Annotated in this window: 8 protein-coding genes; 6 read left to right on the top strand and 2 right to left on the bottom strand. The window is 75.8% G+C overall.

Annotation, left to right across the window (positions count from 1 at the left end; all coding sequences use genetic code 11):
* Positions 1 to 410: 410 nt before the first annotated feature.
* Positions 411 to 1,430 (bottom strand): LacI family DNA-binding transcriptional regulator, encoded by a 1,020-nt coding sequence (locus tag ACFQBR_RS23480; protein ID WP_344182615.1) that lies wholly within the window; start codon positions 1,428 to 1,430, stop codon positions 411 to 413.
* A 114-nt stretch (positions 1,431 to 1,544) separates the two neighbouring features.
* On the opposite strand from ACFQBR_RS23480, the gene ACFQBR_RS23475 reads away from it, so the two are divergent.
* Genes ACFQBR_RS23475 through ACFQBR_RS23465 form a run of 3 tightly spaced genes read left to right on the top strand, consistent with a single transcriptional unit; the run spans position 1,545 to position 4,331 of the window.
* Positions 1,545 to 2,660, top strand: a complete 1,116-nt coding sequence (locus ACFQBR_RS23475) for a Gfo/Idh/MocA family protein (RefSeq protein WP_344182617.1) — start codon at positions 1,545 to 1,547, stop codon at positions 2,658 to 2,660.
* A gap of 16 nt (positions 2,661 to 2,676) precedes the next feature.
* Positions 2,677 to 3,582, top strand: coding sequence for a DUF6807 domain-containing protein (locus tag ACFQBR_RS23470; RefSeq protein WP_344182619.1), 906 nt, complete (start codon positions 2,677 to 2,679; stop codon positions 3,580 to 3,582).
* The gene (locus ACFQBR_RS23465) at positions 3,579 to 4,331 is read left to right on the top strand and encodes a cupin domain-containing protein (RefSeq protein ID WP_352985901.1); all 753 of its coding nucleotides are present in this window, start codon (positions 3,579 to 3,581) and stop codon (positions 4,329 to 4,331) included. The genes ACFQBR_RS23470 and ACFQBR_RS23465 overlap by 4 nt, the downstream gene beginning before the upstream one ends.
* A gap of 195 nt (positions 4,332 to 4,526) precedes the next feature.
* Here the strand turns inward: ACFQBR_RS23465 and ACFQBR_RS23460 are convergent, their stop codons facing one another.
* Positions 4,527 to 4,964, bottom strand: coding sequence for a DUF3592 domain-containing protein (locus ACFQBR_RS23460; RefSeq protein WP_344182623.1), 438 nt, complete (start codon positions 4,962 to 4,964; stop codon positions 4,527 to 4,529).
* A 397-nt stretch (positions 4,965 to 5,361) separates the two neighbouring features.
* Here ACFQBR_RS23460 and ACFQBR_RS23455 point away from each other — a divergent pair, with 397 nt between their 5' ends.
* From ACFQBR_RS23455 to ACFQBR_RS23445, 3 genes are all read left to right on the top strand, one after another.
* Positions 5,362 to 7,611, top strand: a complete 2,250-nt coding sequence (locus ACFQBR_RS23455; RefSeq protein WP_344178676.1) for a heavy metal translocating P-type ATPase — start codon at positions 5,362 to 5,364, stop codon at positions 7,609 to 7,611.
* Between the two features lie 385 nt (positions 7,612 to 7,996).
* Positions 7,997 to 8,980, top strand: coding sequence for a sporulation protein (locus ACFQBR_RS23450; RefSeq protein ID WP_344178678.1), 984 nt, complete (start codon positions 7,997 to 7,999; stop codon positions 8,978 to 8,980).
* 255 nt (positions 8,981 to 9,235) lie between these two features.
* The gene (locus ACFQBR_RS23445; protein ID WP_344178680.1) at positions 9,236 to 12,943 is read left to right on the top strand and encodes an AAA family ATPase; all 3,708 of its coding nucleotides are present in this window, start codon (positions 9,236 to 9,238) and stop codon (positions 12,941 to 12,943) included.
* Positions 12,944 to 13,105 lie beyond the last annotated feature (162 nt).

Below are 13,105 nucleotides of genomic sequence, written 5' to 3'. Positions count from 1 at the left end.
TCTCCCGGGACACCCCGGCGGAAGAGGGGAGCGCACCGGTGGTCCTGGTGACCGGGGCCATCGGGAACATCGGACGGGCCCTCAGGGAGCCGGCCGAACGCGGCCCGGACCGGCTGCGCGGCCCCACACGTGCCGCCGCGAACGCGGGCCTCCCCGGGGGCGCGGCCCCACACGTGCCGCCGCGAACGCGGGCCTCCCCGGGGCTCGGAGGCGGACGGGCTGCCCGGGATCCACGGCACGGTGCGACCGGCCACCGGCTCCCCGGCGGCCCCGTTCGAGCGGCGCGCCTCCGAGAACGCCGCCGCCTTCCGCCGGGCGGTCGACGGCGCGGCGGTGACGCCGGAGGCGGGAGCCGCCCGGAGGGCTCCGCCGACCGCCGACCCGCAGCGCCGCCCGCCGCCCGGCGGGCCCTACCGGGGCCGCAGCGGCGCAGGACCGGTGGACTCGCGCCAGACGATCCTGTTGAGCGGCCCGTCCGACAGCGCGGGCTCGGTCCCCCGGACCGAGGCGACCAGGCGCTCCATGGCGTCGCGGCCCAGCCGCTCCCGGTCGACGTCGACCGTCGTGAGCGCCGGGGAGAGGTAGGCGCCCACCGGGTTGTTGTCCCACCCCGTCACGCTGAGGTCGTCCGGCACGCCCCAGCCGCGTTCGAGGGCTCCGCGGACCACCCCCGCGGCGACCACGTCGTTGGCCGCGATCACCGCGGTGACCCCGCTGTCCTCGGCGAGGGAGCGCACGGCGTCGCGGCCGGATTCGGCCGACCAGTCGCCGTCGACCACGCCGTGGGACTCCAGGCCGAGGCGCTCGACCGTCCGGAGGAAGGTCTCCTTGCGCCCCCGGGCCGAGGCGAACCGCAACGAGCCCGACACGTGCAGGAACCGCCGGTGCCCCACCGCGGCCAGGCCCGCGACGAGGTCGGCGACGACCGACCCGTCCGCGAGTTCACCGATACCGCGCATCTGGTCGTCGTACCCGGCGCAGACGACCACGGGGACTTCCCCGGCCGGCATCCGGTCGCCCTCGTGGACGACCGGGGCCAGGGACAGGATGCCCTCCACCTGCCCGGAGTCGGCGAGTTCGAGCACCCGTTCGGCGCGCGCGCCGGAACCGCCGTCCACGCTCTGCACCTCGACGGCGAACCCCGCCGCGCGTGCGGCGGCGATGGCCCCGACGAGCATGCGGTCGGGGCTGAAGGAGCCCAGGCCGGGCAGCAGGACCGCGAGGCGCCCGGTCCGCCGGGTGCGCATCGACCGCGCGATGAGGTTGGGCCGGTAGCCGAGCTCCCTGACCGCGGCGCCCACGCGCTCCCGCGTCGACTCCTTGAGCCCGCCCTCGGAGCGCAGGTACCGGGAGACGGTCTGGTGGGAGACCCCCGCGAGGCGGGCGACCTCCATGATGGTGGGCCGACGCGGCGTCCCGGACGTGGACATCTGGCCTTCTTTCGCGGGCGGAGAGGGTCTTGACGCGCGGCGCCAACGCTCATACCTTAGGCCGGGCCACAAAAAGTGAACGTTCACTATTTCTCCGACCCCCCAGGAGCACCCGTGACCGGTTCCAACCCCCCGATCCGTGTGGCCGTCGTCGGCAGCGGCGCGATAGCCACCGGCAGGCACCTCCCCGCCCTCGCCGCCATGGGCGACCGGGTGGACGTGACCGCACTGGCCGACCTCGACGGAGCACGCGTGGAGGCGGCGGCGGACGAGCACGGCGTCGCCGGCAGGTACACGGACGTCGACGCCATGCTCGCGGCGGAGTCCCCCGACCTCGTGATCGTCTGCACACCGCCCTCCGCGCACAAGGGCGCGGCCGTCGCCGCCCTGGACGCCGGGGCCTGGGTGTGGTGCGAGAAGCCGCCCGCCCTCTCCCTCGCGGAGTACGACGAGGTCGTCGCCCACGAGGGGGGCGGGACCGGCCCCTTCGCCAGCTACGTGTTCCAGCACCGCTTCGGATCCGGTGCCGAGCGCCTGCGCCGCCACATCGCCGAGGGCACCCTCGGCCGCCCCCTCGTCGGGGTGTGCCACACGCTCTGGTACCGGGACCCGGCCTACTTCGAGGTCCCCTGGCGCGGCCGGTGGGAGACCGAGGGCGGGGGCCCGAGCATGGGCCACGGCATCCACCAGATGGACCTCGCGCTCTCGCTGCTCGGCGACTGGTCCGAGGTGACGGCCTCGATGTCCACCCTCGCGCGGTCCACCCGGACGGAGGACGTGTCGTCGGCGATCGTGCGGCTGGAGTCCGGCGCCACGCTCTCCGTGGTCAACAGCCTGCTCTCGCCCCGGGAGACCAGCTACCTGCGCTTCGACTTCGAGGACGCCACGGTCGAGCTGGAGCACCTCTACGGCTACGACAACACCCACTGGCGCTGGACCCCCGCGCCGCACGCCGCGCGGGCCGGGTCGGGCGCGTCCTGGCAGCCGCAGGAGGACGTGCCGAGTTCCCACCGGATCCAGCTCGCGGCGCTCCTCGACGCGATGGAGCGCGGCGAACGGCCCCGCGCCGGCGGCCACGACGGGCGCCGGGCCCTCGAACTCGTCGCGGGCATGTACCGGTCGGCCTTCCTCGGCGGGACGGTGCGGCGCCAGGACCTGACCCCGGACGACAGCTTCTACCACTCCATGCACGGGGGCGACGCGGCCAGGGCCGCGGCAGCCCTCACCTGACCCGAGGCGAGGACCAGTGTCCGACACGATCACCCTGTCCAGAGACCCCGACGCGCTCACCGTCACGGCGGCGGGAACCGAGATCGCCCGCTACGTCCTGCGGCCCGACGCCCCGGCGGTCGAGGCCCCCAAACCCTTCCTCCACCCGCTCCGCACCCTCGGCGGCGCCCCCCTGACGGCCGTGCGGCCGTGGGACCACCGCTGGCACAAGGGCCTGCAGATGACCTGGTCCCACGTCTCCGGGCAGAACTTCTGGGGCGGGCCGACCTTCGTGCGCGGCAGCGGCTACCAGCGGCTCGACAACGTCGGGACGATCCGCCACGAGCGCTTCGAGGCCGTGGTCGAGGGCGACGGCGAGGCCGCGTTCACCGAGAGCCTCGCCTGGACGACCTCGACCGGAGAGCGGTGGATCGGGGAGAGGCGCACGCACCGCTTCCACGCCGCGGACCCCGCCCGGGGGATCTGGGCCCTGGACTTCGCGACCTCGCTGACCAACGTGCGCGGCAGCGCCCTCGAACTGGGCAGCCCCACCACGCACGGCCGCGACGCCGCGGGCTACACCGGGCTGTTCTGGCGCGGTCCCCGGTCGTGGACGGGGTGCGACGTGGTGAGCGCGACGGGGATCACCGGGGGCGACGTCATGGGCACCCGGTCCGACTGGATCGCCCTGACCGGACAGCACGACGAGATCGACGGCGGGGCTACCGTCCTCTGCTTCGCGGGGACGTCGAGCGGCGCGGCGCCCATCCGGTGGTTCGTGCGCTCCGAGCCGTTCCCCGTGTTCAGCCCCTCGCCGTCCTTCGACGAGACGGTCGTCCTCGAACCGGGCCGCGTCCTGGACCTGCGCCACCGGCTGGTGTTCGTCGACCGGATGTGCGCCTCCGACGAGGTCGGGGCCCTCGCGGCGGAGTTCGCGCCGTGAGCGCCGTCCCGGGGTTCCCCGGAGGGGCGGCCGTCAGCAACCTCCGGGTCTACGACTGGGAGGCCGCGGACGGGCTCCACGGCGGCACGCCCCACGTGCACACCGCCTCGTCCGAGGCGTACGTCGTGGTCGCCGGCCGCGGGGAGGTCCACACCGTCACCCCGGAGGGGAGCGCCGCCGACGCCCTGGCTCCCGGGACGGTCCTGTGGTTCGGTCCGGGCACGGTGCACCGCCTGGTCAACCACGGCGGGCTGGAGATCACCACGGTCATGCAGAACGCGGGCCTCCCGGAGGCGGGCGACGCCGTCTTCACCTTCCCGCGCGCGGTGCTGGCCGACCGCGCGGCCTACGAGGCCGCCGCCCGCCTCTCCCAGGACGCCCCGGAGGAGGAGCGGGCGGCGCTGGCCCGGGCCCGGCGCGACCTCGCCGTGGAGGGGTACCTGGAACTCGTCGCCGCGGCCGGGGAGGACGGCGGGGAGGCCCTCCGGGAGTTCCACCGGCTCGCGGCGGAGATCGTCCGCCCCCGGGTGGAGGCGTGGCGGGAGATCTGGCGCGAGGGGGTGGAGCGTGAGGCGGAGCTGACCCGGCGGCAGCTGGCCTCGCTGGAGCGGGGAGACCCCGGTGCCATGGCGGAGGCGGCCGTGGTGCGCACCGAACCGCTTCCCGGGCCGCGGCACTTCGGCATGTGCGGCCGGCTCCGCAAGCGGCGGCCGAGACCCTCCGGCGGTGCGGACGGCCCGGCGCGCTGACCAGGCGCGCCGCCGGGGCGGCGGGGGCCTCCGACGACCGCGCGCCCGTGACCGGGACCGGCGCCCGGCCGCGCGCCGGGGACGCGATCGCGGCGGAGAACGGAGGGGGCCGCTCCCCGCCCCGGGGCCGGGCGGGCGCCGCGGGTTACGCGCCCGGCCCTCCGGGTTCCGCGAGCCGGGACGGCGGCCCCGGGCTCACATCGGCCCGGCCACGAGGAACAGCGTCGCCAGCGCACCGAAGACCACCCCTGCGCACAGGAAGAGCACGGGGGCCACCACCTGGCCCACGGCCCCGGCCACCTCGGCCCTCTCCGGGGCGCGCGGGTCGTAGACGACGGTCACCCGCTGTCCGAGGCGCAGCAGGTTGGGCGACGTGGAGAACCTCTGGCGCGCCAGGACTCGACCGCCCTCCCTGGTCGTGAACGTGAACGACACCGCCACCGGGTTGCCGGCCGAGCGCGCGAGCGGACCGCTGACGACCCCGGGGACGCGTACCCCGCGCAGCCTCAGCCGAGCCGACCGCACCAGGTTCACCGTCCCCACGTGGACGAGGAGCACGGACATGGCGTAGCCGGCGGCGATCGGGATGCTCATCCTCTCCGCCACCCAGGCGACGAGGGCGTGGATGTCCATGGCCTCCCCTTCCTGCCCGCGCCGTCCCGGGTCCGGGCGGGCGCCGCGGACGGCGTCCGGACCGAGGGGGTACGGCGGTGGGCCTCGGAGAGGTAGGACGCCGGGCACGGGGCGTTCGGTTCGGCCCGGCCACCGCGCCGGCCGCGGCGCCGCTCCCCCGCCCCGGGGCCGGGCGGGCGCCGCGGGTTACGCGCCCGGCCCTCCGGGTTCCGCGAGCCGGGACGGCGGCCCCGGTGCGGCGCGGGCACCGGCCCGGATGGACGTACGGGCGGAGGCCGTGGGGTCCGGCCGGCCGCCCGGCCCGGGCCCCTCCGGGACGGCCCGGGCCGGAACGACACGGTGGAACACGGGACCATTTTCCTTGTCACATACCCCCTAGGGGTATACCGTGGGCAGCATGGACGAGACACCGCGAGAACACGACCCGCACCACGACCGCACAGGCCCCTCGGAACACCCGGGGCACGCCGCCCCCGACGACCGCACACCCCGCGCGGACCACTCCGACCACCCGGCCGACACCGCCCCCGCGGGGCACGGACAGGGCGGGCACCCCGGGTCCGACCACTCCGACCACAGTGGACACGCAGGACCCTCAGACCACTCGGAACACGGAGGGCACTCCGGGCACGCGGGCCACGGCGACCACGTGGGCCAGTTCCGGCGGCTGTTCTGGATCATGCTGCTCCTGGCCGTTCCCACGGTCGGCCTGAGCACGATGTTCGCCTCCATCGCGGGCTACCCGGTTCCGGAGTTCCCCGGCGCCGGATGGGTCTCACCCGTGCTCGGCACCGTCATGTACCTCTGGGGCGGCCGCCCGTTCCTGACGGGCGCGGTCGACGAGATCAGGGCTCTCCGGCCGGGCATGATGCTGCTGATCGCCCTGGCCATCACCGTGGCCTTCTTCTCCTCCTGGGGGGCGAGCCTGGGCGTCCTCTCCCACGAGCTGGACTTCTGGTGGGAGCTGGCCCTGCTCGTCGTGATCATGCTCCTCGGCCACTGGATCGAGATGCGCTCGCTGGCGCAGACCTCGTCCGCGCTGGAGTCCCTGGCCGCGCTGCTGCCCGACGAGGCGGAGAAGGTCGTCGGCGACGAGGTGGTCACCGTCGCCCCCGCCGACCTGGTCCTCGGTGACACGGTCGTCGTCCGCCCCGGCGGACGGGTCCCCGCGGACGGCCTGGTCACGGAGGGCACCGCGGACGTCGACGAGTCGATGATCACCGGCGAATCCCGCCCCGTGAGCCGGGGACCCGGGGACCACGTCGTCGCCGGGACCGTCGCCACGGACACGGCGCTGCGGGTGCGGATCACCGCCGTGGGCGAGGACACCGCGCTCGCCGGCATCCAGCGCCTGGTCTCCGACGCCCAGAGCTCCTCGTCGCGCGCGCAGCGCCTCGCGGACAGGGCCGCGGCCTGGCTGTTCTGGTTCGCGCTGGGAGCGGCGGTCCTCACCCTCATCGCCTGGTCGGTCCTGGGGTCGCCCGACGACGCCCTGGTCCGCACCATCACCGTGCTGGTCATCGCCTGCCCCCACGCCCTCGGTCTGGCCATCCCGCTGGTGGTCTCCATCGCCACGGAGCGGGCCGCCAGGGGCGGCGTCCTGGTCAAGGACCGCATGGCGCTGGAGAGCATGCGCACCGCCGACACCGTCCTCTTCGACAAGACCGGCACCCTGACCAAGGGCGAGCCCACCGTCACCGACATCGCCCCCGGCGCCGGGCTCGGCGAGGACGATCTCCTGGCCCTGGCCGCCGCCGTGGAGGCCGACAGCGAACACCCCCTCGCCAGGGCCGTCGTGGCCGCCGCGCGCCGCAGGGGCGTCGACGTGCCCCGGGCCACCGACTTCCGCGCCTCCACCGCCGTGGGCGTCTCCGGCACCGTCCGGGGCCGAAGGGTCGACGTGGGCGGTCCCGGCATGCTGGAGGCGCACGGCGCCGAGGAGGTGGCGGTCGCGCACACCTGGAAGGCCCGGGGCGCGATCATCCTGCACGTGCTGTCCGACGGGGAGGTCGTCGGCGCGCTCGCCCTGGCCGACGAGGTCCGGGAGGAGTCCCGGCAGGCGGTGCAGGCCCTGCACTCGCTCGGCGTCAGGGTCGTCATGATCACCGGGGACGCCGAGGCGGTCGCGAACTCCGTCGCCGCCGAACTGGGCATCGACCAGGTCTTCGCCGGTGTCAGGCCCGAGGACAAGGGGGCCAAGGTCGCCGAGCTCCAGCACGGGGGGCGCAAGGTCGTCATGGTCGGGGACGGCGTCAACGACGCCCCGGCGCTCGCCCGGGCCGACGTCGGTCTGGCGATCGGCGCGGGGACCGACGTCGCGATCGCCTCGGCCGGGGTGATCCTGGCCAGCGACGACCCGCGTTCGGTCCTGTCGGTGATCGAGCTGTCGCGGGCGGGGTACCGGAAGATGCGGCAGAACCTGTGGTGGGCCGCCGGGTACAACCTGGTGTCGGTGCCGCTGGCCGCTGGTGTGCTCGCCCCCGTCGGATTCGTGCTGCCGATGGCCGTGGGCGCCGTGCTGATGTCGCTGTCGACGGTCGTGGTCGCCCTGAACGCGCAGCTGCTTCGCCGGCTCGACCTCCGTCCGGAGGCGAGCACGGAGGCCCTGCTCCGGTCGGCCGGCGCGCGTGAGCGGATCGGGGCGTAGGCGTCGGCCCGGCACGCCCGGCCGGGGGCCGACCGCTCCGGCGGGATCAGGTCCGCGCCCGGAACCCCCGGGGCCGCGGGGGCGCGTCCGCCCTCCTGTCGGCACGGCCGTCCGGGAGGGCTCCGGGCGCCGCGGTTTCCGGTCCGGCTCCTCCACCGTCTTCCCACCGCACGGGAACGGGGTGGCGCCCAGGTCGCGCGTGGTCCGCGCGCCCCGGCCGCCGCCCCGTTCCCATTTGGGACGTCCCCGAAGCGGCGGTCCCCGGAAGCGCCGCTCCCCCGGCGGAACCGGGCCGGGAGGCCCCGCGTTCGCAGGACGTGACGAGCCGTTCGACGCCCGCGCCCGCGGGCGACCCCACGCACGCGGCCCTCCCGGAAGGAAATCCATGGTCTTCAAACGTCTGCTCGCGGCCTTCGGCATCGGCGGGCTCAGCATCGACACCGTCGTCGAGAACCCCCACACCCGTCCCGGCTCCGCCCTGGAGGGGCGCGTCGAGCTGAGCGGCGGGGACGGGGACGCCGAGATCGCGGAGATCGTCCTGGCCCTGGTCGTCAGCGCCCAGGACGGCGACGAGCACGAGGGCGTGGAGTTCGCCCGGGTCCCGGTGGCCTCGGGGGTCCGGTTGGCCGCCGGGGAGACCCTGTCCGTCCCCTTCGCCTTCGGCATCCCGTGGCAGACACCGCTCACCGAGGCCGGGGGCGGGCCCCTGCCGGGCGTCCTGGTGGGCCTGCGCACCGAGGTCGTGGTCGACGGCGCCTCCGACAAGGGCGACCTGGACCGGCTGCACGTCCATCCGCTGCCCGTGCAGGAGCGCGTGCTGGAGGGTCTGGCCCAGCTGGGGTTCGGGCTCGGGTCCACCGGTGTGGAGGGCGGCTACCTGGCGGGGACGGCGCAGGAGTACCCGTTCTTCCAGGAGTTCGAGTTCCACCCCTCCGAGCGGTACGCCCACGAGATCGGCGAGGTCGAGATCGCGCTCGTCCCCGACCCGGAGGGCGTGTCGGCGGTGGTGGAGTTCGACCGCCGCGGCGGGATGTTCTCCGAGGGCGGGGAGGTGCACAGCGGGTTCCGTGTCGGGCACGACGACGCCGACCGCCTGGACTGGGCGGGGACGCTGGACTCCTGGATCGAGGAGTCGCTCGGGCGCCACCGCGAGCTGTTCGGCGGACAGCACCACGGCTACGGGGAGCGGTACCACGAGGAGGAAGAGGAGCGCGGCGGCATGCTCGGCGTCGTCGGCGGGGCCGCCGCGGGTGTCGTGGGCGGCCTGGCCGCGGGTTACGTGGTGTCCGAGGTCGTGGACGGGATCGGCGAGGACTCCGACGGGGAGGAGCAGGCCGAGGAGGAGGAAGAGGAGTCCGACGAGGAGTGACCCGGCCCCGGTGAGCACGCGCGGGCGGGGGTCCCTCCCCCGCTCGCGCGGGACCGCGGAGGGCCGGACCGTGCCCTCGGGGGGTACAGCCGCAGCGGGCCGCGGGCGCTCCCGTCCGGGCGGTGCCGCACGGGCGGCCTCGGGCGGGGTCGCCGCCCCGGCACAGGCGGAAAATGTCTGTCGTCCCCGGTAACCAGGACCGTATCCTCACACGGCGTCAACGCCTGTCCCGCCCCCTCCCCCGAAGGAGTCCGTGTGTCGGCGATCCGTCTGCCCGAGCACCTGGAGCTGCTGCTCACCGACGAACCCGTCCTCGACATCTACGAGTACGGGCCGTGGCGGGTGCCGAACCGGCTCGTCGACGAACTCGTGGAGCTGTTCGACCTGGTCATCGAGGACCCGCGCGGCCGGGAGTTCCCGCCCGGGCAGCCCTCCGGGACGGAGCAGCAGCGGCACAAGCGCCTCCGGGGCGACGTCGTCGACCACCTGGTCACCCTCCAGGGACCGCTGCGGGTCGTCGGCGGCAGCAGCTCGCGCATGCCCTCCATCCTCATCGGCCGCCACTCCACCGCGGACAACCTGACGTCGCAGTCCCACCAGTGGCTCCTGGACACCCTGACCATGCCGCCGTGCTACGGCCTGATCGAGGTGGCCAAGGAGCGGGAGCACCGCCGCACCGCCTTCGCCCTCATCGGCGACGTCCTGGACGCGGCCGAGGGCGTCGAGCCCTGGGAGGAGCGCCGCCGGGCCTGGCGGGACCTGCTCGACCGGCGTGCCGCGCACCCCGCCGACCTGGAGTTCGACATGTCGGCGAGCCCCCGCGACCTGCGGACCACCTGGGCGGCGGCGATCGACGCCGAGCACTTCCCGCGCATCCCCGAGTTCGCGCCGCCCGCGCGGTTCCTGGCCTGGGCCCACGAGAGGTTCGCCCCCGCGCACGCGCGGCTGGCCGCGGTCGCACACGACGTCCCGTCGCTGTCCGACACCCTGGTGGACCTGTGCCTGGGCCTGCGCCTGTACGGCCTGCCGCCGATGACCAGCTCCCTCCTCGACCCCGGCGAGTACCGGGAGCTGTCGGCGGACTTCGCCGGGCGCAGGAAGGCGTTCGACCTGTCCGCGTGGCAGGACCGGGTGCGCACCTGGCTGTGGCAGGGCGTCGTGGCCGGGGAGGCCGACACCTGCCGGACCTGGCTGGACATGGGCACGCGCTGCGCGCTGGCCCTGAGCTCCAGCGGCAACGAGGTGCGCAAGTCCAACCGGTTCAGCAGCCCCCTTCCGGTCAGCGGGTTCCAGACCGACCTGCGCCGCTACTGCCGGCCGCCGAGCACGCCCGTGACCGTTCCGGGGCTGCCCGGCCCGGACGGGCCGGAGCAGGCCGCGCGGCCGCGCACCGCGGACCCGGCCCTCGGCCCCACCCCGCTGGAGCGGTTGGACGCGCTGGTCGGCCTGGAGGAGGTCAAGCGGGAGGTCCGGGCCGTGGCCGCCGAGGCCGAGACCGCGCGCCGCCGGGCACACGCCGGGCTGTCGGTCGCCGCCCCCGGCAGGCACATGGTGTTCGCCGGGTCCCCCGGCACGGGCAGGTCCACGGTGGCCGGGATCATCGGGTCGCTCTACGCGGACGCGGGACTGCTGCGCACGGGCCGGGTGACCGAGGTGGGACGGGCCGACCTGGTGGCCGACCACTCCGGCGGCGTGGCCGAGCGGGTCGCACAGGTGGTGCGCGGCGCCCTGGGCGGCGTGCTGCTCGTGGACGAGGCGGCGGCGCTGGCCGGGTCCGAGAGCGGGCGCAACCCGGGTGCCGACGCGCTGGCGGCGCTGGCGCGCAAGATGGACGAGCACGCCGACGAACTGGTGGTGGTGTTCGCCGACACCGAGCAGTCCCTCGGCCGCCTGCTGTCGGCCCACCCGCGGCTGGCCGCCCGGATCGGCCGACGGCTGTCGTTCGGCGATCCGACCGGCGGGGAGCTCACCGCGATCTTCGCCGCCATGGTGGAGGACGGGGGCCTGGAGGCCGACCCGGAAACCGTGGCCGGGGCCGGGAGGCTGCTGGAACGCCTCGCGCGCGGCCGCGGTTCCACCGGCGCCCGCACGGCCCGGATGCTGCTGGACCGCGCCCTGTCGCGGCAGGCGGTCCGGGTGGCGGCCTCGCCCGCCGGTTCTCCGGCGGGTCTGGGGGCGGGCTCCGACGCCTCGGACGGCGAGACCGACCGGCTGCGCCGCCTACTGGCCGAGGACCTGCCCGAGACCCCGGAGTCGGTCGCCGCGGTCCCCGTCGGACGGGGGACGTCGAGGGTTCCGGAGGACCCGCTGGCCGAGCTGGACGCGCTCGTCGGCCTGGAGGCGGTCAAGCGGGAGGTGCGGCTGTACGCGGCCGAGGCCGAGGCCGACCGGCTGCGCGCCGCCTCCGGGGTCCCGGTGTCCGCGCCGGCCCGGCACATGGTGTTCACCGGCAGCCCGGGCACGGCCAAGACGATGGTCGCCCGGATGCTCGGCGCGGTCTACGCGAAACTGGGCCTGCTGTCGTCCGGGCACCTGGTGGACGTCTCGCGCGGCGACCTGGTGGGCGAGTACATCGGGCAGACGGCGCCGAAGGTGGAGCGTGTGGTGCGCGGCGCGCTGGGCGGGGTGCTGTTCGTCGACGAGGCGTACGCGCTCACCTCCTCGACCTCGACCAACGACTACGGGGCCGAGGCGGTCGCGACGCTGCTGCGCCTGGTGGAGGACCACCGCGACGACCTCGTCGTGGTGGTGGCCGGGTACCCGGAGGAGATGGCGCGGTTCCTCTCCTCCAACCCCGGCCTGGCGTCGCGGTTCCCGCGTCACCTCTCCTTCCCCGACTACACCGACGACGAGCTCGCGGAGATCTTCGGGGTCATGGCGCGCGAGGCCGGGTTCGCGCTCGGCTCGGGCACGGCCGACCGGGTGCGCCGCCTGCTGCGGGCCACGGGGCGCGACCACGCGTTCGGCAACGCGCGGCTGGTGCGCAACCTCCTGGAGCGTGCGACGGCCCTGCAGGCCGAGCGCATCACCGACGGCCGGAAGCGGTCGGCCGACGAGTTGCGCGAGCTGCTGCCCTGCGACCTCCCCCTGAGCGCGGGCGCCCGGGTCGGCGCCCCCGCGCAGGAGGACCCCCTGGCCTCAGCCGAGCGGCTCGTGGGCCAGGAGGCGGCCCGGCGGGAGCTGCGCGCGCTGGACGCGCGGGCCGGGGTGGAGGAGGCCCGCCGCTCCGCGGGGATCACCGTGTCGGGCGCGATCGACCACATGGCGCTCCTCGGCCCCGCGGGTACCGGGCGGGCGACGTTCGCCGAGCTCGCCGGAGCGGTGTGCGGCCGCCGCGGGCTGCTGTCGTCGGGACATGTGGTGCGGGTGGGACGGGAGGAACTGCTGGGGGCGATGCCCGGGCAGAGCGCACAGCTGACCGCGTCGGCGGTGCGGTCGGCGCTGGGCGGGGTGCTGTTCCTGGCGGAGGCGCACACGGTGCTGGCCCGACCCGGCGCCGACGCGTCGGTGGACGAGGCGGTGCGGGAACTCGTGCACCTGACGGGTGTGCACCGGCACGACCTGATGGTGGTCGTGTCCGGCTCCGCGGAGGGGCTGCCGGGCCTGCTGGAAGCGCGTCCGGAGCTCGACGCGCTGTTCACGCGGAGGCTGCGCTTCGCCGACCTGTCCGAGGAGGACCTGGCGGAGGTGTTCTCCGGGCTCGCCCGGGAGGCGGGGTTCCGCCTGGCCCCGGGTACCGCCGGAGCCGTGCGCGGACTGCTGCTGCGGGGGCGGCCGGAGTCCCCGTCCAACGCCCGCCTGGCGGAGGACCTCTTCGAGCGGACGGCTCGCGCCCAGGCGGAGCGGGTGGCGGGGCTGGACCTGGGCGACGGGGACGTGTTGCGCACGCTCGCCCCGGAGGACGTGCCCGCCGTCCTGCCCGGGCACGGGACCGCGTGGACGGGCGCGGGCCTGTACCTGTAGGGCGCGGGTCGGGGCCCCGGTCCGCGGCGGTTCCTCCCGTCCGGGGCCCGGGCCTGCCGGGGCCGGGCTGACCCGGAGGGCCCCACCGGCCCCGGGCGGCGGTCCCGGCCGTCCCGGAGGTCGGACCCCGGTCGCGGGGGTCGGACCCCGGTCGCGGGGGGA

It is taken from the genome of Nocardiopsis tropica (assembly GCF_042660575.1).
Classification (GTDB): Bacteria; Actinomycetota; Actinomycetes; order Streptosporangiales; family Streptosporangiaceae; genus Nocardiopsis; species Nocardiopsis tropica.
This window is presented reverse-complemented; position numbering and strand designations above follow the sequence as displayed.

Excerpts from the sequence above, each read along its gene's own strand:
- ACFQBR_RS23450 (WP_344178678.1), top strand. The coding sequence starts at position 7,997 with ATGGTCTTCAAACGTCTGCTCGCGGCCTTCGGCATCGGCGGGCTCAGC.
- ACFQBR_RS23460 (WP_344182623.1), bottom strand. The coding sequence starts at position 4,964 with ATGGACATCCACGCCCTCGTCGCCTGGGTGGCGGAGAGGATGAGCATC.
- ACFQBR_RS23480 (WP_344182615.1), bottom strand. The coding sequence starts at position 1,430 with ATGTCCACGTCCGGGACGCCGCGTCGGCCCACCATCATGGAGGTCGCC.
- ACFQBR_RS23455 (WP_344178676.1), top strand. The coding sequence starts at position 5,362 with ATGGACGAGACACCGCGAGAACACGACCCGCACCACGACCGCACAGGC.